The sequence below is a fragment of the Clostridium sp. CM038 genome, assembly GCF_055081105.1.
The window spans coordinates 3005896-3030991 of record NZ_CM143651.1 but is presented as its reverse complement, the minus strand read 5'-3'; the positions used below and the strand labels follow the sequence as shown (position 1 = coordinate 3030991).

Genomic DNA, 25096 nt, shown 5'->3' with positions numbered 1-25096 from the left:
TAGGAGGTGAAAATTATTAGTAAAAACAAAGATTTCATGATGAATGAAGAAATCAGGGTTAGAGAAATAAGAGTTATTGGAGCTGATGGTTCTGCATTGGGTATCTTGAATACTAAAGATGCGTTGAATCTTGCGGAAGAGAAAGATTTAGATTTAGTTATGATGTCTCCTACCGCGAAACCTCCAGTATGTAGAATAATGGATTTTGGTAAGTTTATCTATGAGCAACAGAAAAAAGAAAAAGAAGCTAAAAAGAAACAAAAAGTTGTTAATCTTAAAGAAATACGATTAAGTGCAACAATAGAAGATCATGATATTGCAATTAAGGCTAGTAATGCTAAAAAATTCTTGTTAGATGAAGATAAGGTAAAGATAACCGTAAGATTTAGAGGTAGAGAAATTGAAAACTCAAAAGTCGGACATAAGATATTAAAATCTTTTGTAGAAAAAATCGGTGATGTTTATATTGTTGAAAAACCAGCGAGACAAGAGGGAAGAAATATGATAATGATTTTAGCTCCCAAAAAAGCATAACTGAGAGGAGGAATTTTATTATGCCTAAAATGAAAACACATAGAGGCGCAGCAAAAAGATTTAAGAAAACAGGAACAGGTAAGTTAAAAAGAGCTAAAGCTTTTACAAGTCATATATTAACAAAGAAAAGCCCGAAAAGAAAAAGAAACCTTAGAAAAACAGCATATGTTTCAACAACTCAAATAAAATCGATGAAGAAATTGTTACCATACTTATAATTGAATGGTGATTAGGAGGTATATTAAATGGCAAGAATTAAGCGAGCAGTTAACTCTCGTAAAAACCATAAAAAAGTATTAAAGCTTGCAAAAGGCTACTATGGTGGTAGAAGTAAGTTATTTAAAACAGCTAATGAAGCAGTAATGAGAGCACTTAGAAATGGTTATATCGGAAGAAAATTAAAGAAAAGAGATTTTAGAAAACTTTGGATAGCTAGAATCAATGCTGCTACAAGGTTAAATGACCTTTCATATTCAAGATTCATGAATGGAATGAAACTTTCAGGCATAGATATTAACAGAAAAATGCTTTCTGAAATTGCAATAAATGATCCAAAAGCTTTTGCTGAATTAGTAGAAGTTGCAAAAAAACAATTACAAGCATAAAAATTATTTATTCAAAAATGTAGCCATACGGCTGCATTTTTTATTGCATTTTTGACAAAAACATGTAAAGTGATATAATTAGTAAAACATCATAGTTGAAAATTTAGAGGTGAATAATTTGAAATTAGATATTAAAGATCTTAAAAAGAAAAGCATATATACTCCTGTTCGGATACTTGCATTAGGGTTTGCTATAGTCATAGTCATAGGGGCTATACTATTAAGCCTACCTATAGCTTCGCAAAGTGGTAAAATTACGCCTTTCATAGATTGTATATTTACCTCTACATCTGCTGTGTGTGTTACGGGACTTATAGTACTAGACACGGGAACATATTGGACATATTTTGGCAAAACAGTGATCATGTTACTTATAGAAATAGGTGGACTTGGATTTATGTCTGTAGCTACTTTAGTTTTTTTAATTTTAGGGAAAAGAATAACATTAAAGGAAAGACTAGTGATGCAGGAAGCTATGAATGTAAACTCATTACAAGGGTTAGTGAAAATGGTCAGATATGTATTGATATTTACAATTTATGTTCAGATAACAGGTGCGGTGTTATTCTCAACACAATTTATTCCTGAATTTGGAATTGCCAAAGGGATTTATTATAGCGTGTTCCATTCGGTGTCTGCGTTCTGCAATGCTGGGTTTGATTTGATTGGAAACTTTAATAGTGTCACTGCTTATGCTAGTAATTCTGTAGTAATATTAACAATTGCAGCATTAATAATAATAGGTGGGTTAGGATTTTATGTTTGGGTAGAAATTTATAATTGCAAGGGAACAAAAAGATTGTCCCTCCATGCTAGAATAGTTATTTACTCGACGATAGCATTGGTTGTTTTAGGGGCAATACTTATGTATATTTTTGAGATGAATAATGCTGACACTATGCAAGGAATGTCTATTAAGGGCAAATTTTTATCTTCCGTTTTTGCATCAGTTTCCCCAAGAACAGCAGGGTTTAATTCTATACCACTCGGTAAAATGACCACGGCGGGAAAGTTTTTAACAATAATTTTAATGTTTATTGGAGGATCGCCTGGATCAACGGCGGGTGGAATAAAAACGACTACTGCCATTGTGATTTTTATGACTATAGTGTCTGTGGTTCGTGGAAGAGAAGATACTGAAATATTTCAAAAGCGCATAAGCAAAGAATTTGTGTATAAAGCGTTTGCAGTATCACTTATTTCCCTAACAATTGTTATATCAGTTACCATGATATTATCTATTACACAGAGCCCGAATATTCCTTTTGAATACTTTTTGTATGAGGCTACTTCAGCATTTGCTACAGTTGGATTAACACTCGGATTAACTACAAAATTAACATTTGTAGGAAAGGTAATAATCTTACTTACCATGTATGCAGGGAGAGTGGGACCACTTACTATAATACTAGCATTAGCTAAAAATAAAAAAAGTAAATCGGGAAATATAAAATACCCAGAAGGCAAAATTTTAATTGGATAGGGGTGGGGTTAATGAGTAAAAAACAGTTTATCGTTATAGGTCTCGGAAGATTTGGAGAATCCGTTGCTGAAACATTATATTCTTTGGGAAATGATGTATTAGCAGTTGATTTTGATGAAGATGTAGTTCAAAATATTTCGGATAATGTAACTCATGCAGTTCAAGCTGATGCGAATGATGAAAATAGCTTAAGGGCTCTTGGAATTCGTAATTTTGATTGTGCAGTCATTAGTATAGGTTCTAATATCCAATCTAGCATTTTGGCAACACTCTTAGTTAAAGAATTAGGAGTAAAATATGTGATAACAAAAGCGACTAATGCCCTGCATGCTAAAGTATTATATAAAATAGGTGCAGACAGAGTAGTTTTTCCAGAAAGAGATATGGGTGTACGCGTTGCTCATAATTTAGTATCATCAAATATATTAGATTATATTGAATTATCTCCTGATTATAGTATAGCTGAAGTTATTAGTCCTGAAGAATGGCATAATAAAACCCTGGGAGAATTAAATATAAGAGCTCAATATGGTATAAATGTAATGGCTATAAAAAGAAACAATGATATTGATGTTGCTCCAGCAGCTGATAATATTGTTGAACCAGGTGATATTATTGTTGCAATAGGTAATATTGAAGAATTAAATAAGTTGGAAAATCTAGTTAAATAAGGAGCATTCAGTTTGGAACATATTCAAAGTAAGGATAATTTATTGATTAAAGATATCAAAAAGTTAAAAGAAAAGAAATATAGGAAAGACAGTAATATGTTTTTAGTTGAAGGTTTCAGATTTGTAGAAGAAGCTTTGGATTCTGATTTTGAAGTGGTGCACATTTTTATAAGTGCTAGAGGAGATTCAAAATATGAAAACTCTTGTATGAAAAACAAGCTACAGAAGAATACTAAAGTTTATAGTGTTAGTGACAGTTTATTTAAAAGTATTTGCGATACGGATAATCCGCAAGGTATTATTGCTACAGTTAGAAATAAACCGGTAGAGATTAAATATGATCATGGCTTCTATATGTTAGCTGATAAAATACAAGATCCAGGTAATATGGGAACTATAATTAGAACAGCTCATGCGGCGGGAGCACTAGGAGTTATAATTACAAAAGGAACTGTAGATATCTATAATGAAAAAACTTTAAGATCCACAATGGGTTCTATTTTTAAAATACCCGTTATTTGCGATAGTGATCTATCGGTGGTGCAAAAGCTTAGGAGCGCTGGATTTAAGCTAGTTACTAGTTCATTGGATACTGATAAAAACTTCTATAATGTAGACCTTAGAGAGAAAGTTATTATATCAGTTGGAAATGAAGGAAATGGAATAAGCGCCGAAGTTTATGAGATATGTGATTTGAAAATTAAAATTCCCATGCCTGGTGGTGCAGAATCTTTAAATGCAGCTGTAGCTGCATCAATTATGATGTATGAAGTCGTAAGACAGAAAAATAATATATGATTTTTAAATTCATAGTTGAATTTTTTTGTAGTTGTGGTTATAATATTTTGTATACTACCATAAATTAATAATAAACTGTGACGGAGAAAGTAAATATAAAGATACTTACAGGGATAAGAAGCCTTAGACTGAGAGCTTCATTAAGAAATTTTTATATCCAAGTTCACTCCAGAGTTCTAATGGTGAAAAAAAGTAGCCGATAGCGGGTAAAACCGATAAATTTATCTAAGAGGACTGTTTTTAGTCAATTAGGGTGGTAACGCGGATTTTCCGTCCCTTTATTGGGGATGGTTTTTTTTGTTTTATAAAGAATTATCAAAATATGAGAGGAGCATTCATTATGAAAGAAAAGTTAGAAACGATAAAAGCTGCAGTTTTAGAAGAATTAAAAGGAGCTGCTATTAAAACAGAATTAGAAAATATCAGAGTTAAATATTTGGGCAAAAAAGGTGAATTGACGCAAATATTAAGAGGCATGGGACAGTTATCAAATGAAGAAAGACCAATTGTTGGAAAATTAGCAAATAAAGTAAGAGAGGATATAGAGACACTTATAGATAAAGCTTCAGATACATTAAAAAACAATGAAAAAGAAATGAAGCTAAAAAGTGAAGTTATAGATATATCTATGCCAGGGAAAAAACAAACAGTAGGTAAAAGACATCCGTTAGAGTTAACACTTGAAAAAGTTAATGAAATATTTTTATCTATGGGATTTGTTATTGAAGAGGGCCCTGAGGTAGAAAGAGATTATTATAACTTTGAGGCATTAAACATACCTAAAAATCATCCGGCAAGAGGTGAACAAGATACTTTTTACATAAATGATAATATAGTTTTAAGAACCCAAACTTCACCAATACAAATAAGAACTATGGAGCTTCAGAAACCGCCTATAAAAATGATAGCGCCAGGTAAAGTTTATAGATCCGATGCAGCAGATGCTACTCATTCACCAATATTTTATCAAATTGAAGGGCTTATAGTAGATAAGGGAATTACCTTTGCTGATTTAAAAGGGACGCTAGAATTATTTACGCAAAAAATGTTCGGGGACGAAATGGAAACAAAGTTTAGACCACATCATTTTCCTTTTACAGAGCCATCAGCTGAGATGGATGCCACTTGCTTTGTGTGCAATGGTAAAGGGTGCAAGGTTTGCGGCGGTAGCGGCTGGATAGAACTTTTAGGTTGTGGCATGGTTCATCCGGACGTTTTAAGAAATTGTGGGATTGATCCAGAAGTTTATAGCGGATTTGCTTTCGGGTTTGGCCTTGATAGAATTACAATGTTAAAATACGGAATAGACGATATTAGAGCACTTTATGAAAGTGATATGAGATTTTTAAAACAATTCTAAAATATAAATAATAATGCAGCTTCGCAGAAGATGATTTAATACTATACAAATTCTAGGAGGATATAAAATGAAAGTTCCAGTTAAATGGCTTAAAGATTATGTAGATATAGATATTTCACCAAAGGTGCTTGGAGATAAGTTAACCATGTCTGGTTCAAAAGTAGAAGAGGTTATTATATCAGGTGCTGAAATTGAGAAGGTTGTTACAGGGAAAATAATAAAAATAGAAAAACATCCGGATGCTGAGAAATTAGTTATATGTCAAGTAAATATAGGATTAGACGAGCCGACACAAATCGTTACAGCAGCTACTAATATGAAAGAACAGGATATAGTACCAGTAGCACTTCACGGATCAACGTTACATGGAGGACTAAAAATAAAAAAAGGTAAACTCCGTGGAATAGTTTCAAATGGTATGTTCTGCTCTGAGGAAGAACTTGGAATTGCAGTTGATGAACGAGTTGATGGACTAATGATACTTCCAAGCGATACCATCATTGGAAAAGACATAAAAGAAGTATTAAATCTTCAAAGTGTACTAATAGATTTTGAAATAACTTCAAACAGAGCAGATTGCTTAAGTATTCTAGGAATAGCTAGAGAAACGGCTGCAACTTTAGGCACGCAGTATAGAAAACCAGCACTTGATTATAAAGCTACCTGCAAGGATAATGTGGAAGACCTTTATAAGGTTCATATTAATGATGAACTTTGCAGAAGATATATGTTAAAGGGTATAAAAAATGTAAAAATTGAGCCTTCTCCACAATGGATGCAGGAAAGACTTATAGAAGCAGAAATTAGACCTATAAATAATATAGTGGATATCACAAACTTCGTTATGGTAGAGCTTGGTCAACCTATGCATGCATTTGATGCTAGGCAAATTACGACTAATGATATAGTGATAGAAAGAGCGGGTAACGGAGAAAAATTTATTACCTTGGATGAGATAGAAAGAGATTTAGATGAAAGCATTTTAACTATTAAAGATGGAGATAGAACAATAGCAATTGCAGGCATTATGGGAGGCTTAAATTCAGAAATTAAAGAAGACAGCACAAGCATAATATTTGAGAGTGCAAACTTTAATGGGGTTAATATAAGACTCGCTTCTAAGAAATTATCTTTAAGAACCGATGCATCTTCTAAATTTGAAAAAGATTTAGATCCTAATATGGCTGAAATGGCAATGGATAGAGCTTGTCATTTAATAGAAGAATTAGGTGCGGGTGAAATAATGGACGGATGCACTGAGGTATATCCGAGTAAAGTTAAATCTCATACTTTAGAAGTAGATGCAAATTGGATTAATAAATTTTTAGGAACTAATATATCTATGCCCAATATGAAAATATACCTTGATAGATTAGAACTTGCTACAGAAATAACAGGGGATTTTTTAGTTATACATGTGCCTACGTTTAGGTCTGATATTAACATTAGAGAAGACGTCGCAGAGGAAATAGCTAGAATGTATGGTTATGATAACATACCATCTACTATTCCTAATTGTGAAACTTCAAAAAGTGGGAAAAGTGAAAAGCAAAAGTTAGAAGATAAAGTAGTGCTTTCTTTAATTGGCAGTGCACTTAATCAATCCATAAGTTATTCTTTTGTAAGTCCTAAAATATTTAATAAAATATTAGTTCCAGAAGATAGTGAGTTAAGAAAAGTAGTTACTATAAAAAATCCTTTAGGAGAAGATTATAGTATAATGAGAACTACAACTATAGCATCTATGATGGAATGTTTATCAAGGAATTATTCAAGGAATAATGAAGAAGCTAGGTTATTCGAAATAGGTAAGGTGTATATACCAAATGAAGATGCAGATAAGCTTCCAGAGGAAAGAAATATATTAACTATAGGAATGTATGGAAATGCTGATTATTTGGATTTAAAAGGTGTAGTGGAAAATGTATTAGATATTTTGGGAATGAAAAATACATCATTTAAAAGAGAAAGTGAAAATCCAACTTATCACCCAGGAAAAACATCAAACCTATATGTAAAGAGAGAATTTATAGGTGTGGTTGGAGAAATTCATCCGAGTGTTTCGGAGAACTATGAAGTGCAGCCAAGATGTTATATAGCAGAATTAAACTTAGATATATTATATAAATATGCTGACTTAAATAAGAAATACAAAGCACTTCCAAAGTTTCCAGCTGTAACAAGGGATATTGCACTTATAGTTGATGAGAGGGTTCTAGTTCAAGACATTGATGATATAATTGTAAAGCAAGGTGGAAATATTTTAGAAAGTGTAAAATTATTTGACGTGTATAAGGGGAAACAAATAGCAGAAGGAAAGAAAAGTATAGCCTATGCTATAGTATATAGACGCTCGGACAAGACATTAACAGATGAAGAAGTAAACAAGGTGCATGAAAAGATATTAAGATCTCTAGAGCATAAATTAGGTGCTGAACTTAGATAATGAAAGTAAACTAAAACTCCCTTAGTAATAAGGGGGTTTTATCATTGTGCGCCCGGCATGGGCGCAATCTAATGGGTGAAAGTCCCTAGCACGGGTTAATAGTGCCAAGTGCATAGCTTAAGACAAGGGTGTCCATCGTGAGATGGAATCTGAAGGAAGTTGGCGGCCAAACTCCGGTCTGACGAACAGAAACTACATATAAGGCATATGCTTGTTGGTGTTAGTATAATATTGTAGACACGGAAAGCCGAACACATTAAAATATAAATAAGATAAGGATGTGTTTATAATGGCAAGAGGTCAAAAACAATATACAGATGAATTTAAAAACACAATAGTAGAGCTATATAACTCTGGAAAAAGCTTAGCAGAGTTAAGCAGTGAATATGCCCTTTCAAAATCAACGGTAACAGGTTGGATAAATAAAAATAAGCCAATAGCTGTGGATAAAAATATAACTTTAACTGCAGAAGGATACAAAAACTTATTAAAGAAAAATGCTAAGCTTGAAGAAGAAGTTGAAATATTAAAAAAAGCAATGGGTATATTCGCAAGGAAATAACTACTGTATTTGAATTCATTACTAACAACAAAAAATATCATGATATCAAACTAATGTGTGAGGTTTTAGGTGTTGCACGAAGCTCTTATTACAATTATTTACACAAGAAACCAAGCAAGCGAGAAATTGAAAACAAGAATATAGAAAAAGAAATTATAAATATCCACAGCACAAGCAAAAATCGATATGGGGCTCCTAAAATAAATAAATCACTAAATGCACTGGGGATAACTATTAGTTTAAAAAGAACACAAAGATTGATGAAAAAATTGGGGATAAGATCTTTAATAGTAAAAAAATATAGACCAACTTCATCTAAAAATAAAATAATAGAGCAGGAAAACATTTTAAAGAGAGATTTTACAGCTACTACAGTTAATGAAAAGTGGGTAACAGATATCACTTACATCCATACTATTAAAGATGGTTGGTGCTATTTAGCATCAGTCATGGATCTTTATAGCAGAAAAATAATAGGTCACGCTATGGCTAAATTCATTGATACTACATTAGCCCTACAAGCTGTTAAAAATGGTATACAGCTACAAAAACCAACTAAGCCTCTAATACTTCATAGCGATTTGGGATGCCAATATACAAGCTTCGCTTTTAAAGAATATATAGAGAGCACTAAAATTATTAAACACTCATTTAGTGCCAAAGGTTGCCCATATGATAATGCTTGCATTGAGTCATTTCATGCCTCATTGAAAAAAGAAGAAGTTTACCATGTTAAATATTTTGATTATGATGCTGCAAGATTAGGAATATTTGAATATATAGAAGCTTGGTACAATATAAAAAGGATACATAGTAGTATTGGATATATTACTCCTCAACAGTGTGAAGATTTGGCTAAAAAGGCTTCATAAAAAGTTCGACTTTTTATGTCTAAGATATTGACATAGATCCATGTGGGTAAGTTTGCAATACAAAACGAAGCCCAAAACTATTCGAAACAAGTGGTGTAAATGTAGCAGATAGATGGAGTGAAAGATTGCGTTCTTACCCGGGGAGATCTGATAGGTAAGTTGTGGATATGAATTTAGAAATAACAACCCATACAGTGATGTATGGCTGAACTATCAGAAGTCAGCAGACGTCATAGTACCATGCAAAACGCGTTAGCGTGGGAAGGACTGAACAATAGGAGGTTTTGGAATTTTGAAGGATACGAGAAAATATGATAAAAGCAGACAACTTCATAAAGAAGGCTCTCTACGAGAGAATAGAGTGGAACTCGAAGGTAATGTAGAAGTGCATAGTATTTCCTCTATGTCAGAAGAAGGAAGAAACGATGTGAATGAATATGATAATGGTTTACTCGAGCAGATATTATCGAGAGATAATATGAATAAAGCATATAAAAGAGTAAAAGCCAATAAAGGAAGTCATGGGATTGATGGTTTGACAGTAGATGAACTTCTACATTATCTAAAAGAGCATGGACAAGAATTAAGGCAATCATTATTAGAAAGTAGATATAGACCTCTAGCCGTAAGAAGGGTAGAAATACCAAAACCTGACGGTGGAATTAGGCTACTTGGAATACCTACTGTATTAGATAGAGTTATTCAGCAAGCGATATCACAAACTCTAATACCAGTATATGAAAAGAAATTTTCTGATAATAGTTACGGTTTTAGACCTTTAAGAAGTGGAAAACAAGCTGTTGAAAAATGTAGGGGATATATTAATGCTGGACATACATGGACGGTGAATATAGACCTTTCTAAATACTTTGATACGATAAATCATGATAAATTAATAAGGATACTATCGGAAGATATTAAAGATAGTAGAGTAATTTCTCTGATACGAAAGTATCTACAAAGTGGAGTGATGATAAATGGGGTATTTATGAATACAGAAGAAGGAGCACCTCAAGGCGGGCCTTTGTCCCCATTATTAAGTAACGTAATGTTACATGAACTCGATGTAGAACTAACAAAACGAGGACTAAACTTTTGTAGATATGCTGATGATGCGAATATATACGTCAAAAGTGAGAAATCAGCAAATAGAGTAATGAAGAGTATTACGAGATTTATTGAGGAAAAGTTAAAGCTTAGAGTGAATAAAGAAAAGAGTACAGTAGATAGACCTTGGAAACTTAAATTTTTAGGATTTTCATTTTACCGAGCAAAAGGTGAATACAGAATGAGAGTTCCTCAAAAACCTATAATCAAATTCAAAGCAAAGCTAAAAGAATTAACTTCAAGAAGTAATGCGATGAGCATGAAATATAGGTTTATGAAACTTAAGCAAGTGATAGTTGGATGGATAAATTATTTTGCTATTGCAGACATTAAAAGTATTCTTAAAACACTTGATGAATGGTTAAGGCGAAGAATTAGAATGTGTTTTTGGAAACAATGGAAAAAGATTAAAACAAAATATGGGAACCTTGTTAAATTAGGAATACCAAACAATAAAGCTTTGCAATATGCAAATACAAGGAAAGGCTATTGGAGAACATCCAATAGCCCTATATTAAACAAAACATTGACCAATAAATACCTTAAAAATATAGGATTAGTTTCTATATCTGAGACATATTTATTAAAACATTAATTTCTATTGAACCGCCGTGTACCGAACGGTATGCACGGTGGTGTGAGAGGTCGCTAAATAAATTAATTATTTAGCTCCTACTCGATTCATGCAATCTCAAAAAACAAATGAATATTGTATTAATTGTATGCATAATTTGAAAAAATTGGTTTTATTAAAAGTTATATTGTGGTACAATAAGTTTAACTAATCTGTCTAAGAGGGTGTTTTAGATGAACGTTGTAACAATAAAGATAAACGGTGTTGAATATAATTTAAAAGGTGATGAAAGAGAAGAATATTTACATATGGTAGCTAGTTATGTTGATAAAAAAATAAAAAATATAATGAGTAATAATGAAAAGCTTAGTACTTCCTCAGCAGCAATTTTAACTGCTTTAAATTTAGGTGATGATATGTTTAAAAGTAAGTCACTTTGCAAGGAACTTTTGAGTAAGGGTGAATCTTTAGAAAAACATGATAATGAATTGACTGAGCAGTTAGAAGGTTTAAAAAAACAGTTAAATCATTTGGAAGACTATAATCAAGAATTACTTAACAAGTGTAAAAACACAGAAAAAACTGAATATGTAAAAACATTAGAGCAAGAAAATATAGAGATGCAACAACAATTAGATGTGATGCAAGTGACTAGTAAAAGTTGTATCGAAGAAAATAGAAGAACAAAAACAGAAAATAAAGAAATGAGATTTAAGCTTCAATCTTATAAGTACAAAATAATCGATTCACAAAATAAGTTGATAGAATACCAAATTAGTTTAGCTAAACAAAAGAAAATTAATAATCCACTTTTAGCTTCACATAAAAAATAAAAATTATTTAATTGTCGCCGAAAGGCGATTTTTTTAATGGACGAGAAATATATTTACAAAAGGCTCACAATTTTTAAAATAATTGTGAGTCTATTTTTTATTATAATGACTTTAAGTTGATAAAGTGTAATATTAAAATGCTCATGAAACATATAATTATATTGATAGCGAAATTAAAGACTGTTATATTAACAACAATTATTAAGTTATATCAAATTGTTTATAAAAAAAGGGGGGAAAACAATGAAAAGAAGAATTGCTGGATGTTTAAGTTTAGCAATGTCAATGGCTCTAGTATTATCGGGTTGTGGTAAAAGTGATGTTGGGAGAGCAGCGAAGGATTTAAAAGGATCAGAAGTTATAGCGGCTGTAAATCCAGAAAAAGTGCCACAAACAGCAAAAAACAGAAAAGATACTTTAATTGTTGGATTTACAGCACCAGAAGGAAAATTTAATCCCATATATGAAAGTTCAGTAGATGATGGTTATATTGCTCAATTAGTTTTTGAAGGGTTATTGACAAATGATGCGAAAGGAAATCCTGTAGAAAAAGTGGCTAAGAAATGGGAGATTTCAAAGGATAGCAAAACCTATACCTTCCATTTAAACAAAGGCATTAAATTTAGCAATGGAGAAGAATTAACTGCAAAGGACGTGGAATTTACTTATACAGCTATTTGTGACCCAAAGTATGATGGACCTAGAACAGACGCTGTAGATAAATTGGTTGGGTATAAGGAATACAATAAAGGTGATGCTAAAACTGTTAAAGGCATAAAGGTTATAGATGACAATACAATTTCATTTACATTAACAGATGTTAAAGCACCAGCGCTAAGTTCTGATTTTATTTATGGAATTATGTGTAAGAACTATTATACATTTGAAAAGGGTAATATAGATAAATTAAAAAAAACATTCTTAAAACCAATGGGTAGTGGTCCATATATTTTAAAATCATATAAAGCAGGTCAAGAAGCTGATTTTGAGAAAAACCCTGATTATTGGAAGGGTGAAGCTAAGATTAATAAGTTAATATTAAAAGTTACTAATGCTCAAACTAGTATTCAATCACTATCCGCTGGTGAAGTAGATATCGATAGAATTATAGCTGAACCAGAAAATATCCAAATGCTTAAGAGTGCAAGATTCTTAGATATGCAACTTTTTCCGGATAATGGATATGGATTTATAGGTTTAAACCTTAAAAATGAAAAATTAAAAGATAAGAGAGTACGTCAAGCACTTACCTATGGTTTAAATAGAAAAGGATTTATAGATGCTAGATATAAAGGTTACGCTGATGTTTGTAATTCACCAGTATCGCAAGTCTCTTGGGCATATACTGATGATATAAAGAAGTATGAATATAATCCTGAAAAAGCAAATAAATTATTAGAAGAATCTGGTTGGATTAAAAAGGAAGATGGCTTTAGATATAAGGATGGTAAAAAGTTTCAAATCCATTGGATGACTTATCAAGGAAGTAAATACGTTGAAATGTTAATTCCAATAGTAAAGGAGAATTGGAAGGCTATAGGAATAGATGTTATTCCTGAATTAATGGAATTTAACACTTTGTGTACAAAGGTTTTTGATGAACAAAAATTTGATATGTATAATATGTCTTGGACTTTAAGTATTGATCCAGATCCATCAGGATTATTCTCAGAAAAGCAAGCAGAGCTCGGTGGATTCAATCCAGGAAATTGGGTAAATAAAGAAAGTGAAAAATTAATGGCAGATGCTCGTAATACTACGGATGTAAAAGAAAGAAAGGTATTATATCAAAAGTGGTTAAAACTTTTCACAGAGGAAGCTCCATATGTTTTGTTAGATCAATGTAAAATGATGTGGGCTGTAAGTTCAAGAGTTAAAGGCATAAACATCTCTCCATATGTTAATTTTACTTATCAAATTGCAGATGCAGAATTAATTGAACCTAAAGCTAAATAGGTAAATGATGCTTTAATTATATTTTACTATGCTTGGGGTTACCAAGCATAGTTTATAAAGGAGGATTGTCATGAGGCAGTATATAACTAGAAGATTACTGCAAATGATACCAGTTTTAATAGGGGTATCTATAGTAATATTTTTAATATTACAGTTGGCACCAGGTGATGCATTAACAGGTAAAATGGACCCACATTTAACACCAGAAAGAAAACAAGAATTAAGACAGCAAATGGGACTAGATCTACCGGCGTATAAGCAGTATCTTAGATGGGCTGGAGGAGTACTTCATGGGGATTTTGGCGAATCTACTAACTTTAAACAGCCAGTAGGAAAAGTTATGAACACATATATTTGGAATACATTTTACCTAGCTATACTCTCATTAATACTAAGTGTATTAATCTCAATTCCAATCGGAGTGGTTTCTGCAACTAAGCAGTACTCAAAATTTGATGGATTTTTCACCGTGTTTGCCCTGATAGGTATTTCTATGCCCTCCTTCTTTTTTGGTATGCTTCTTATAAAAGTTTTTGCTGTAGACCTTAAAATACTTCCGGTTTCTGGAATGAGCACGGCTGGAAGTACAGTAGCAGGCATTTCCTATGGTTTAGATGTAGCTCGTCATATGATACTACCGCTAATTGTACTTACTTTAAGTAGTGTGGCAGGTCTTATGAGATACACAAGATCAAGTATGCTAGAGGTAATAAGGCAGGATTATATAAGAACAGCTAGAGCTAAAGGACTTAAAGAAAAAGTGGTTATATATAAACATGCTCTTAGAAATGGAATGATTCCTGTTATTACTTTACTGGGATTTTGGCTTCCTTTATTATTTTCTGGAGCGTTTATTACAGAAAGCATTTTTGGGTGGCCTGGCATAGGACCTATAGAAATTGCTGCAGTAAGTGGACGTGATTATCCACTGCTCATGGGAATAAATATCTTATTTGCAGTGTTAACTTTGGTTGGGAATTTAATTGCAGATGTTACTTATGCCGTAGTTGATCCGAGAATAAGGCTTAAATAGGAGGTGTTAAAATGCAAGCAGAAGTAAAACCAAAAGTGAAGCAAATTAAAAAAGAAGAAATTTTAAGCCCTTGGAAGATAATAAGAAAACGGTTAAAAAAGAATAAACTAGCTATATTTGGAATGTATATACTGTTGTTTATGGTGATTATGGCATTAATTGGTCCATTAATATCACCTTATAAAATGGAAACTATAGATTTATACAATGTATCATCTTCACCTTCTTTTAAACATCTTTTGGGTACCGATGATGTGGGAAGAGATGTTTTAGTAAGAGTGATGTATGGGGGCAGAATATCTCTGTCAGTAGGAGTGCTCGCTGTATTTGTTGAAGTACTAATTGGAAGCATGTTAGGAGGAATAGCAGGCTTTTATGGTGGAACAGTGGATAGTGTAATAATGAGGATAGTTGATATATTCTTATGCTTTCCAAGTTTGCCACTACTAATAATGCTGGCAGCTGTAATGTCAGATTTAAATGTTGCCCCACAGTATAGGATGTACGTAGTTATGTTTATTATAGGATTACTTGGATGGCCAAGCCTTTGCCGTATTGTTCGAGGACAAATACTATCGCTTAGGGAACAGGAATTTATGCAGGCAGCAGAAGCTTTAGGACTTAAGGATAGAAGGAAAATATTTAGTCATCTACTACCAAATACCTATGCGTCTATTATAGTTTCAGCTACTTTAGGTATAGGTGGTGCAATTCTAACGGAATCAGCATTAAGTTTTCTAGGACTTGGAGTTACTCCCCCTACGCCGTCTTGGGGTCAAATGGTCCAGGCAGTTAATAATGCATATATATTACAATTCAAACCTTGGATTTGGGCGCCTCCTGGCATATGCATTTTCTTAACGGTAATGGGTATAAATTTATTTGGAGATGGACTTCGCGACGCCATCGATCCCAAACTAAAGGTTTAGGAGGTGTATTATGAGTAAAAATTTAGTGGAGATAAAAAATTTGAAAACATATTTTTACACAGAAGATGGAATTGTGAAAGCTGTTGATGATGTTAGTTTTAATATTAGAAAAGGTGAAATAATAGGTGTAGTTGGAGAATCGGGTTGTGGTAAAAGCGTTACGGCAATGTCAATAATGAGATTAATTCCGTCACCACCCGGAAAAATAGTTGGAGGCGAAATTCTGTTTGAAGATAAAAATATTTTAGAACTTAAAGGCGATGAAATAAGAAAAATAAGGGGGAATGACATAGCAGTAATATTTCAAGAGCCTATGACTTCATTAAATCCTATATTCACTATAGGGTATCAAATAGAAGAAGTAATAATGCTCCATCAAAAGTTAAATAAAGCTAAGGCTAGGGAAAAAGCAGTAGATATGTTAAAGCTAGTTGGAGTGCCAAGAGCTGAGGACATAGTGAAGTGTTACCCTCATGAGCTTAGTGGAGGTATGCGCCAAAGGGCAATGATTGCAATGGCTGTGTCTTGTAATCCAAAGCTTTTAATAGCAGATGAGCCAACTACTGCATTAGATGTAACAATTCAAGCGCAAATACTTGATATTATGAAGGATCTAAAGAAAAAGCTTAATACTTCAATAATGCTAATAACTCATGATCTTGGAGTAATTGCTGAAATGGCAGAATATGTAGTAGTAATGTATGCTGGTAAGGTTATTGAAGAAGCACCTGTAATTGAGTTATTTAAAAATCCAATGCATCCATATACTGAAGGCTTAATGAAATCTAAACCTTCACTGGATAAAGATGTAGATAGATTATACTCAATACCCGGACAGGTTCCAAACCCAATTAATATGCCAGAAGAATGTTATTTTTGTGCAAGATGCCCGAAAGCTATGGATATTTGTAGAAAGAAGCAACCACCTACTTACGAGATAAGGCAAGGACATAAGGTAGCCTGCTTTTTATATGATTAGCAAAACAACTAATAACTGTTTTGTACTATGAAGCAATGCAAGGAGGGGAAGTAAGTGCACGATGAAATAGTTAGAGTAGAGAATTTAAAAACATATTTTCCTATTAGGGGTGGAATACTTCAAAAGACTGTAGGTTATGTTAAAGCTGTAGATGGGGTGTCACTATATATAAATAAAGGTGAAACCTTGGGTCTAGTAGGTGAATCAGGATGTGGTAAAACTACAGTTGGGAGAACCATGTTAAGGCTTATAAACAAAACAGAAGGCAATGTTTATTTTAAAAATCAAAATGTATTTGATTTGTCAAAAAAAGATTTAAGAAAGATAAGACCTAAAATGCAAATAATTTTTCAAGATCCATATAGTTCTCTTAATCCAAGACTTACTATAGGGCAAATAGTTGGAGAATCGCTAATAGATCATGAGTTATTGCCTAAAAGCGAAATTGCTGGTAGAGTTCAAGAGGTGCTTGAGATTTGTGGGCTTGCACCTTATCACATAAGAAGATACCCACATGAATTTTCAGGTGGGCAAAGGCAGAGAATAGGAATAGCAAGAGCTCTTATATTAAATCCTGAATTTATAGTTGCTGATGAACCTGTATCAGCACTAGATGTGTCCATTCAATCTCAAATAGTTAATTTAATGTGTGATCTTCAAGAAAAAATGGGGTTTTCATATTTATTTATTTCGCATGATTTAAGTGTAGTAAAACATATTAGTCATAGAATAGGGGTTATGTACCTAGGATCTTTGGTGGAATTAGCATCAAAAAATGAATTGTATAATAATCCTCTTCATCCATATACGAAGGCATTGTTATCGGCAGTGCCTCTACCAGATCCAACATTAAAGAGAGAAAGAATTATTCTTAAGGGAGACATACCAAGTCCGGCAAATCCACCCTCTGGCTGTAAATTTCATACCCGATGTCAATATGCTGTGGAAAGATGCAAAAATGAATGTCCACAGTATAAAGATGTAGGCAGTAAACATTTTGTAGCTTGCCACTTGCTGTAAGGTAATGATTGGTAGCATAAAAGGATAGTATATTGAATTTCCAAAGTAAGGGGGGAATATATGAGACAGGAAAGAGAACTAGAAAGAATAAAGGATAGTGATTTGAATTGTGATGAAGGTGTAGGATGGAAGGACATTGTAGCCATTGTTATAGCACAATTTCAGATATTTATGCCAATAGTTATGGGAGCTGCATTAGTCATGGGTTTGTTGTTATTTATTGTAATGAAAGTATGGATCAGAAGTTAATAATAGTCAACTAATACTTGTAAAAAAATGTATACTTGTTTAAAAATACACCCTAGAGATAATGAAAAATTTGTCGAAGATGAATTTGCACTATCACTTGGGTGCTTATTTGGGTATAATTGAAGTGTAGGGACATTTAATCTCATGCCCCTAATGTTAGAACATGAAAAGGATGGTATGTATATGAATTTATTAACAATAGAAGAAATGAGTAAAAGTTATAGTGAAAAAATACTCATTAATAAAGTGTCATTAGGTATAAGTGATGGCGATAAAATTGGATTAATAGGAGTTAATGGAACAGGAAAATCAACTTTTTTAAAAATAATAGCTGGCTTTGAAGTTCCTGATGGGGGAAGAATTTTAAAGGGAAACAAAGTGAATATAGAATATTTATCTCAAAATCCTAAATTTGACCCAGAAGCTACAGTGCTTGAGCAAATTTTTAAAAGTGAAACTGATGTTATGAAGGTTATAAGAGAATATGAAGTAGCTATGGAGAAAATGGAGGAAAATCCAGAAGATGAATCCGTTCAAAATACTTTAATGAACCTTAACACTAAGATGGACGCATGTAACGGATGGGAAGTTCAAAATGAAGCTAAAATAATACTTACAAAGCTTGGAATAACCGATTTTAAGCAGCGAATAGGCAACCTTTCAGGTGGACAAAGAAAAAGAGTCGCTTTGTGTAGTGCTCTAATTACTCCCTCAGATTTATTAATTTTGGATGAGCCTACAAATCATATGGATAATAAAATAATAGATTGGCTTGAGAAATTTTTAAATAGTAGAAAAGGTGCACTACTTATGATTACTCATGATAGGTATTTTTTAGATAGAATAACAAATAAAATTATTGAGCTTGATAAGGGTAATCTATATAGTTATCAGGGGAATTATAGTGTGTTTTTGGAAAAGAAAGTTGAAAGAATGGCTTTAATGGATACAATAGAGAAAAAAAGAGAGAGTTTATTTAAAAAGGAACTAGCTTGGATAAGACGTGGGGCTAAAGCTAGAAGTACTAAGCAAAAGGCGAGAATTGACCGTTTTGATGAGCTTCGCGATGGAAAAGTTGATGTAACAAACGAAAAGTTAGAATTATCCTCGGCATCTACTAGACTTGGTAAAAAGATTATGAATGTAGAGAACATATATAAAGCATATGGTGATAAAAAATTAATTAGTAATTTTAGTCATACTTTTACTAGGAGAGATAAAGTAGGTATTATAGGACCTAATGGTATGGGGAAATCTACGCTTATGAATATTTTAAGTGGAGTATTAAGCCCAGATTCAGGGGTAATAGATTGGGGAGAAACATTGAAAATTGGCTTTTTCCATCAAGAAAATGGTGAGATGAACGAAAAGCTACGTGCTATAGAGTACATTCGAGAAGGTGCAGAATATATAACTACAGGCGATGGAGAACAGGTTACAGCTTCTCAAATGCTTGAGAGATTCTTATTTGATGGAACTACTAAGCATTCATTTATTTCTAGTTTATCCGGTGGAGAAAAACGAAGACTATATTTATTAAGGATTCTTATGGAAGCTCCAAATGTACTATTTTTAGATGAGCCAACTAATGACTTTGATATTCAAACTCTAGCAGTACTCGAAGATTATTTAGATGGGTTTAGTGGTGTGGTTATAACTGTATCTCATGATAGATACTTTTTAGATAGAGTATCTGACAAAATATTCAGTTTTGAGGGAAATGAAAAGATAATTCAATTTGTAGGTAATTATTCTGAGTATAAAGAATATATAGAAAAAAATCCGAATTTACTAGAAGTAGATAAAGAAGACAAAAAAGATGTAAATGAAGAGGTTGCAAGCAGTAAAGATGAGGCAATTAAAGAAGAGAAGCTTTTGAAAATTACATTTAAAGAGCAGAAAGAATTTGATGAAATCGACGGTAAAATTGAGCAAAAGGAAGCAGAACTTGTGGATATTAATAAAAAAATCAATGATGGAAGTAGTGATTTTGAATATTTGCAGAAACTAGTTAATCAGCAAAAGAATATTGGAGTTGAAGCTGAACAGCTAATGGTGCGATGGACATATTTAAATGAATTAGTTGAGAAAATAGAGCAGCAGAAAAACAATTAAATCATCACCCACTTATACAAGTGGGTGATTTTGTTTCTGAAATGTTATTGAAAATTTATGAGTGATAAGTTTATTTAATAAAGAAGGTATGGTCTGTGGATAAAAATAGAGATATAAAAATATCTGTGCGTAACTTAGTAGAGTTTGTACTAAGGGCTGGCGATTTAGATATGAGGTTTATGGGGAGTAGCAGAGCTGTAGAGGGAACCAAAGCACATCAAAAAATTCAAAGTGAGAATAAAGAAAAGTATTCGGTATTACTTGGAGAAGAATATCGCGCTGAGGTAAGTTTAAAACACAGTATACTATATAATGGGGCCTCGATTATAATTGAGGGGCGTGCTGATGGTATTCTAATCAAAAATAATAAAGTTACCATAGATGAAATTAAAACAGTTGCTAAGGATATAGAACTTATTAAGGAAGATTATAATAGTCTTCACTGGGCTCAAGCCAAATGTTATGCATATATATATGGGATTCAAAATAATCTTGGGCTTATTAATGTTCAATTAACCTATTATGAAATAGATACGCAAAAAACTAAGCAGTTTATCAAAGCTTTTTCAATTGAAAAACTACAAGAATTTTTTGATGAAATTATCTCTAGCTATTTTGTATGGGCAAATATTGCTAGTGAGTGGAATAAGGAAAGAGATAGTACTATAAAAGAGTTGTTGTTTCCGTTTGAAAATTATAGGGACGGTCAAAGGGAACTAGCTGTCTGCGTATATAAAACAGTAGTAGAGAAAAAGAAAATGTTTGTGCAAGCCCCCACAGGAATAGGTAAAACTATATCTACTTTGTTTCCGGTGGTTAAAGCTATGGGAGAAGGGCATACCACAAAGATTTTTTACCTAACAGCCAAAACTATAACAAGACGAGTTGCAGAGGATGCCTTTGATAAAATGAAATCAAATGGACTTAAATTTAAGACGATTACACTAACAGCAAAGGATAAAGTATGTCTTAGTAAAGGTAGTGCATGTAATCCGCAGCAATGTAAATTTGCAAAAGGACATTTTGATAGAGTTAATGAAGCGCTACTTGATATTCTGAAAAATGAAAATACATTTAGCAGAGAATTAATTGAGATATACTCAAATAAATATAACGTATGTCCATTTGAGTTTTCATTGGATTTAACTGTGTGGGCTGACAGCGTTATATGCGATTATAATTATGTTTTTGATCCTAGGGTTTACTTAAAAAGATTCTTTACTGATAACGGTGGGGAATATACTTTTTTGGTTGATGAGGCTCATAACTTAGTGGATAGAGCTAGAGAAATGTTTTCAGCGCAAATTAGTAAAAAATTGATTATGCAATTGAAAAAAGATATAAAAGGTCTTGACGATCAAATGTACAAAGTTTTGAATAAGTTAAATGCTCTTATCAACAGCATGAAGAAAATGTGTAATGAAGATGGATATTACAAACAAAATGCTGAACCAGTGGATGTATATAACCTCCTTACGAGGCTTACTAAAATATTAGAAAAATGGCTCACGAAAAATGAAAAATCTGAAACATATGATAGTTTTTTAGAATTGTATTTTAACTCTTTGAGTTTTATTCGGGTAGCTGAACTTTATGATGATAAATATATAACCTATGTAGAAAGTGGGTTAGATGACGTAGTATTAAAAATGTTTTGCTTGGATCCATCTAAGCTTTTAAGCGAGGCGTCAAAAAGAGGTCAATCAGTGATATACTTCTCTGCAACGCTACTACCATTAGTATACTTTAAAGAGATTTTGGGTGGAGAAAGTAAGGATTACCATTTAACGCTGAATTCTCCCTTTGACAAAAGTAAGCTTAGGGTAATGGTAGCTAAGGACATTTCTACTAAATATAAATATAGAGAAAATAGTTACCTAAAGATAGTAGAGTACATATATTCTGTAATAAGTGCTAAGAATGGAAATTATATGGTATTTTTTCCTTCATATAAATATATGGAGGAAGTGTGTAATAGTTTTACGCAAAAGTATCCACATATCAAAGTAAGTATCCAAACCAATTCTATGACTGAAGATGCCAGGGAAGAATTTTTGCAAAACTTTAGTAGTTCGAGTGATGAGAATATTTTAGGTTTTGGAGTTTTAGGTGGTATATTTTCTGAAGGTATTGATTTAAAAGGTGATGCATTAATTGGTGTTATAATCATCGGTGTAGGTCATCCTATGATTTGCTTTGAACGGGAAATTATTAAAGAATACTTTAATAATAAAAGCAATTGTGGCTATGAATATTCTTATATGTACCCAGGTATGAATAAAGTACTACAGGCGGCGGGAAGGGTAATTAGAACAGAGGAAGATAGTGGGATCGCGCTGTTAATAGATGATAGATTCCTTAACCAAAGGTATAGACGACTTTTCCCAAAGGAATGGGACAATTATCATATAATAAATAATAGCACTCATGCTAAAAAAGAGATTTGTGAATTTTGGGAATAAGGAATTGTAAAAATAATATTATCTAAGAAAATAAAAAAACTTGAGCATTTGCTCAAGTTTTTTATATACAAATAATTAAAGTCTATTTATAAGATACTGTGGGGGGATAAAAAAGGAAACTAATTTAATAATAACCGCTACAGATACATCTACATAAAATATTTTCCTTTTTATAGTTGGGGGTATTTAATTTTAAAGGGATTATATCAAAATAAGTTTCCTATATATAAACGGTATATTTCGACTTATTTCTTACTCTAAGATTAACATGTATTACACATATAGTCAATGGGATTTTTAAAAGTTTAATATAAGCTGATTAAAAATGAAAATAGATAAATATATTCGACAAAATATAATGAAATTTACATTTTCATTTAGTGATTTATCAGTGATGTTATAACATTTTTGTAAAATATTAATTCTAACTAGTTTTATATTTTACTTATATCGTATTCTCTCTATAGGTTAGTTAGCTATATAGGTTGACGATTTCCTATACTATTAATTAAATAAGTAATAGTAACAGGAGCTTAAAAGGTTTTTGGGGGTATTTTTTACAGAAAATTAATAATAATATAGCATTTATAGTGCTAGAATATAATATAAGAGTAACAATGCTGAAAGTGCTAAATTAAAATTATTATATTTAGTTTACTGCTTACACATGTTAAAGTAGATAACAATTAATAATTGTTATCTACTTCAGAAAATGATAGGGGGAATAGTATAAATGTTTGTTAAATCTTCTAGAGAAGTTTATGGCTGGGATAGATTTTCAACAGCAACCTTATTGATAGGAATATTTTTGTTAGTAGCTAGGTATTCATGGATTTTAGGAACAGCACTTATTATATATTCAATTTGGAGATGTAGGTCAACTAATGTACATGGGAGAAATAATGAAAAATTTGTTTTTGAAAATATAGAAAGACATTTTTATCGTAAAATCAATAATTTAAAACAAAATATTAAACTAATTAATATTAAAATTAAAAATTATAGACCTATAGAGAGATTAAAGGAAAAAAAGAAGTATATAATAACTAGCTGTCCTAAATGTGAACAAAAATTAAGATTACCAAGAGGAAAAGGTAAAATTATTATAACTTGCTCAAAGTGCTGTAGCGAGTTTAGGTTGAAGACATAAAAAAAAGATATCCTTTTAAAGGATATCTTTTTTTTATTGTTAGGCTTATATGCCCTATTTTATTTAATAAAAAATTATCTTGAATTATTTACCTGAACCTAACTCAGCAAGACAGTCTTTACAAATATTTTTACCTTTGTAGTTTACAACGTCTCTTGCATTTTGACAGAAAATACAAGCTGGTTCATATTTTTTAAGAATAATTTGATCACCATCTACATAGATTTCTAAAGCGTCCTTGATATCTATATCCAAAGTTCTTCTCAATTCTATAGGAATAACAATTCTTCCAAGTTCGTCCACTTTTCTTACAATACCTGTTGATTTCATTTAATTTCCTCCTCAAACATCTTTCGACTTATTTATAATTAAATTGTAGCAAAAATAACATAAAACGTCAATAGGTTTATGAAAATATTTAAGAAAAATAATAAAAATTAACAAACTTTTACGTATTATGCAAAAAAAATATAATGGTCTGTCATTTTAAACATTATTATAATATCTTATACAATATACATAAAATTTTAATAATTACAATATTCATAATAGATTGTAATTGGTGTAAATCATGATAGTAAATAAAAAAAGGTTAGTACAGTGGGTACTAACCTTTAAAAATGTAACTATCTATAATTAGTGAATTGTAGGGGAATATCAAAATCTTTCGATTTTATTAAAGCCATTACTTGCTGTAGATCGTCAAGGTCCTTACCGGTAACCCTTAGCTGATTATCCATAATTTGAGCTTGAACTTTAATTTTGCTGGATTTAATTTCAGCAATTATTTTTTTCGATTTTTCAGTAGAAATACCTTTTACAATTTTGGCTGTTTGCCTTGCAGAACCTAATGTAGCAGGTTCTTGTTTACCTAGATCTAATGCTTTTCCAGATATACCTCTTTTAATTAACTTACTTACAAGAACGTCTATAACTGATTTTAATTTAAAATCATCATCAGATATTATTTTAATATCTTCTTTTCCTAGGTTAATTTCAGTAATAGTATTTCTAAAATCATACCTTTGTTTAACTTCTTTCAATGCTTGGTTTATTGCATTGTCTACTTCTTGCATATCGACATCTGATACTATGTCAAACGAATGTGCAGTTGCCATAATTAAAAACCTCCTATATATTTTTATGTTAATTAATAGAATCTTATTAATTAATAGTAGATTAATAATTTGAAAATGTCCAGTAGTTAATGAGTAAAAATTATAAAAACTATAAACTTGATAGCGATTTGTTTATTTATGAAATGTTATTAAATCATGAAAATCAAATGTTTGATATGTTTTAAATATCATAAAGTTGACGAAAATAGATAATAATACATGTTTTGATTAAAACAAATA

22 protein-coding genes and 1 other annotated feature are annotated in these 25096 nt (G+C 31.8%); of the genes, 20 read left to right on the top strand and 2 right to left on the bottom strand.

Annotation, left to right across the window (positions count from 1 at the left end):
- The first annotated feature begins 6 nt into the window (after window positions 1-6).
- The 20 genes from infC (at window position 7) to ACWJKS_RS13795 (ending at window position 23738) form a co-directional block, all read left to right on the top strand.
- Window positions 7-534, top strand: a complete 528-nt coding sequence (gene infC, locus ACWJKS_RS13890; RefSeq protein WP_165414227.1) for a translation initiation factor IF-3 — start codon at window positions 7-9, stop codon at window positions 532-534.
- Between the two features lie 20 nt (window positions 535-554).
- Window positions 555-752, top strand: coding sequence for a 50S ribosomal protein L35 (gene rpmI, locus ACWJKS_RS13885; protein WP_165414228.1), 198 nt, complete (start codon window positions 555-557; stop codon window positions 750-752).
- 27 nt (window positions 753-779) lie between these two features.
- Window positions 780-1139 carry a 50S ribosomal protein L20 gene (gene rplT / locus ACWJKS_RS13880; protein WP_165414229.1) on the top strand — a complete coding sequence of 120 codons (360 nt, stop codon included), beginning with the start codon at window positions 780-782 and terminating at the stop codon, window positions 1137-1139.
- Window positions 1140-1257: 118 nt separating this feature from the next.
- Complete coding sequence (locus tag ACWJKS_RS13875; RefSeq protein WP_216303268.1) at window positions 1258-2622, top strand: TrkH family potassium uptake protein; 1365 nt, start codon at window positions 1258-1260, stop codon at window positions 2620-2622.
- A gap of 11 nt (window positions 2623-2633) precedes the next feature.
- Window positions 2634-3293, top strand: a complete 660-nt coding sequence (locus ACWJKS_RS13870) for a potassium channel family protein (protein WP_165414231.1) — start codon at window positions 2634-2636, stop codon at window positions 3291-3293.
- A gap of 12 nt (window positions 3294-3305) precedes the next feature.
- Window positions 3306-4091, top strand: a complete 786-nt coding sequence (locus ACWJKS_RS13865) for a TrmH family RNA methyltransferase (protein ID WP_216303267.1) — start codon at window positions 3306-3308, stop codon at window positions 4089-4091.
- 68 nt (window positions 4092-4159) lie between these two features.
- Window positions 4160-4372: a binding site (T-box leader), on the top strand.
- Window positions 4373-4431: 59 nt separating this feature from the next.
- Window positions 4432-5451 (top strand): phenylalanine--tRNA ligase subunit alpha, encoded by a 1020-nt coding sequence (gene pheS / locus ACWJKS_RS13860; RefSeq protein ID WP_165414233.1) that lies wholly within the window; start codon window positions 4432-4434, stop codon window positions 5449-5451.
- Window positions 5452-5518: 67 nt separating this feature from the next.
- Window positions 5519-7897, top strand: coding sequence for a phenylalanine--tRNA ligase subunit beta (gene pheT, locus ACWJKS_RS13855; RefSeq protein WP_462959804.1), 2379 nt, complete (start codon window positions 5519-5521; stop codon window positions 7895-7897).
- 289 nt (window positions 7898-8186) lie between these two features.
- A protein-coding gene (locus tag ACWJKS_RS13850; RefSeq protein WP_462959637.1) for an IS3 family transposase occupies window positions 8187-9331 on the top strand; the annotation gives its coding sequence in 2 pieces (ribosomal slippage) (window positions 8187-8436 and window positions 8436-9331; 1146 coding nt in all).
- A 292-nt stretch (window positions 9332-9623) separates the two neighbouring features.
- The gene (ltrA, locus tag ACWJKS_RS13845) at window positions 9624-11033 is read left to right on the top strand and encodes a group II intron reverse transcriptase/maturase (RefSeq protein ID WP_258280593.1); all 1410 of its coding nucleotides are present in this window, start codon (window positions 9624-9626) and stop codon (window positions 11031-11033) included.
- Between the two features lie 212 nt (window positions 11034-11245).
- Entirely contained in the window at window positions 11246-11845 is a 600-nt protein-coding gene (locus ACWJKS_RS13840; RefSeq protein WP_216303265.1) for a cell division protein ZapA, read from the top strand.
- 243 nt (window positions 11846-12088) lie between these two features.
- Entirely contained in the window at window positions 12089-13801 is a 1713-nt protein-coding gene (locus ACWJKS_RS13835; RefSeq protein ID WP_462959803.1) for an ABC transporter substrate-binding protein, read from the top strand.
- Between the two features lie 70 nt (window positions 13802-13871).
- Window positions 13872-14834, top strand: coding sequence for an ABC transporter permease (locus ACWJKS_RS13830; protein ID WP_216303263.1), 963 nt, complete (start codon window positions 13872-13874; stop codon window positions 14832-14834).
- 11 nt (window positions 14835-14845) lie between these two features.
- On the top strand, window positions 14846-15763 hold the full coding sequence (gene opp4C, locus ACWJKS_RS13825; protein WP_216303262.1) for an oligopeptide ABC transporter permease: 918 nt from the start codon (window positions 14846-14848) through the stop codon (window positions 15761-15763).
- Window positions 15764-15773: 10 nt separating this feature from the next.
- Window positions 15774-16742: an ABC transporter ATP-binding protein gene (locus ACWJKS_RS13820; protein ID WP_216303261.1), complete on the top strand. Its 969-nt coding sequence runs from the start codon at window positions 15774-15776 to the stop codon at window positions 16740-16742.
- A 54-nt stretch (window positions 16743-16796) separates the two neighbouring features.
- A complete protein-coding gene (locus ACWJKS_RS13815) occupies window positions 16797-17762 on the top strand; it encodes an ABC transporter ATP-binding protein (protein WP_462959802.1) in 966 nt (321 codons plus the stop codon).
- Between the two features lie 60 nt (window positions 17763-17822).
- A complete protein-coding gene (locus ACWJKS_RS13810) occupies window positions 17823-18011 on the top strand; it encodes a hypothetical protein (RefSeq protein WP_216303259.1) in 189 nt (62 codons plus the stop codon).
- A 183-nt stretch (window positions 18012-18194) separates the two neighbouring features.
- Window positions 18195-20126: an ABC-F family ATP-binding cassette domain-containing protein gene (locus ACWJKS_RS13805; RefSeq protein WP_462959801.1), complete on the top strand. Its 1932-nt coding sequence runs from the start codon at window positions 18195-18197 to the stop codon at window positions 20124-20126.
- A gap of 170 nt (window positions 20127-20296) precedes the next feature.
- Window positions 20297-22588 carry an ATP-dependent DNA helicase gene (locus tag ACWJKS_RS13800; protein WP_462961080.1) on the top strand — a complete coding sequence of 764 codons (2292 nt, stop codon included), beginning with the start codon at window positions 20297-20299 and terminating at the stop codon, window positions 22586-22588.
- A gap of 733 nt (window positions 22589-23321) precedes the next feature.
- Window positions 23322-23738 (top strand): hypothetical protein, encoded by a 417-nt coding sequence (locus ACWJKS_RS13795; RefSeq protein WP_165414641.1) that lies wholly within the window; start codon window positions 23322-23324, stop codon window positions 23736-23738.
- Window positions 23739-23822: 84 nt separating this feature from the next.
- Here ACWJKS_RS13795 and ACWJKS_RS13790 read toward each other — a convergent pair whose 3' ends face one another.
- On the bottom strand, window positions 23823-24068 hold the full coding sequence (locus ACWJKS_RS13790) for an AbrB/MazE/SpoVT family DNA-binding domain-containing protein (protein WP_071614011.1): 246 nt from the start codon (window positions 24066-24068) through the stop codon (window positions 23823-23825).
- 296 nt (window positions 24069-24364) lie between these two features.
- Window positions 24365-24856 (bottom strand): YajQ family cyclic di-GMP-binding protein, encoded by a 492-nt coding sequence (locus ACWJKS_RS13785; RefSeq protein WP_165414514.1) that lies wholly within the window; start codon window positions 24854-24856, stop codon window positions 24365-24367.
- Window positions 24857-25096 lie beyond the last annotated feature (240 nt).

What these genes read in the sequence shown, in the direction of transcription:
- rpmI (WP_165414228.1), top strand. Translation starts at nt 555, where the DNA reads ATGCCTAAAATGAAAACACATAGAGGCGCAGCAAAAAGATTTAAGAAA.
- rplT (WP_165414229.1), top strand. Translation starts at nt 780, where the DNA reads ATGGCAAGAATTAAGCGAGCAGTTAACTCTCGTAAAAACCATAAAAAA.
- ACWJKS_RS13870 (WP_165414231.1), top strand. Translation starts at nt 2,634, where the DNA reads ATGAGTAAAAAACAGTTTATCGTTATAGGTCTCGGAAGATTTGGAGAA.
- pheS (WP_165414233.1), top strand. Translation starts at nt 4,432, where the DNA reads ATGAAAGAAAAGTTAGAAACGATAAAAGCTGCAGTTTTAGAAGAATTA.
- pheT (WP_462959804.1), top strand. Translation starts at nt 5,519, where the DNA reads ATGAAAGTTCCAGTTAAATGGCTTAAAGATTATGTAGATATAGATATT.
- ACWJKS_RS13840 (WP_216303265.1), top strand. Translation starts at nt 11,246, where the DNA reads ATGAACGTTGTAACAATAAAGATAAACGGTGTTGAATATAATTTAAAA.
- ACWJKS_RS13835 (WP_462959803.1), top strand. Translation starts at nt 12,089, where the DNA reads ATGAAAAGAAGAATTGCTGGATGTTTAAGTTTAGCAATGTCAATGGCT.
- ACWJKS_RS13830 (WP_216303263.1), top strand. Translation starts at nt 13,872, where the DNA reads ATGAGGCAGTATATAACTAGAAGATTACTGCAAATGATACCAGTTTTA.
- opp4C (WP_216303262.1), top strand. Translation starts at nt 14,846, where the DNA reads ATGCAAGCAGAAGTAAAACCAAAAGTGAAGCAAATTAAAAAAGAAGAA.
- ACWJKS_RS13820 (WP_216303261.1), top strand. Translation starts at nt 15,774, where the DNA reads ATGAGTAAAAATTTAGTGGAGATAAAAAATTTGAAAACATATTTTTAC.
- ACWJKS_RS13810 (WP_216303259.1), top strand. Translation starts at nt 17,823, where the DNA reads ATGAGACAGGAAAGAGAACTAGAAAGAATAAAGGATAGTGATTTGAAT.
- ACWJKS_RS13805 (WP_462959801.1), top strand. Translation starts at nt 18,195, where the DNA reads ATGAATTTATTAACAATAGAAGAAATGAGTAAAAGTTATAGTGAAAAA.
- ACWJKS_RS13800 (WP_462961080.1), top strand. Translation starts at nt 20,297, where the DNA reads ATGAGGTTTATGGGGAGTAGCAGAGCTGTAGAGGGAACCAAAGCACAT.
- ACWJKS_RS13795 (WP_165414641.1), top strand. Translation starts at nt 23,322, where the DNA reads ATGTTTGTTAAATCTTCTAGAGAAGTTTATGGCTGGGATAGATTTTCA.
- ACWJKS_RS13790 (WP_071614011.1), bottom strand. Translation starts at nt 24,068, where the DNA reads ATGAAATCAACAGGTATTGTAAGAAAAGTGGACGAACTTGGAAGAATT.
- ACWJKS_RS13785 (WP_165414514.1), bottom strand. Translation starts at nt 24,856, where the DNA reads ATGGCAACTGCACATTCGTTTGACATAGTATCAGATGTCGATATGCAA.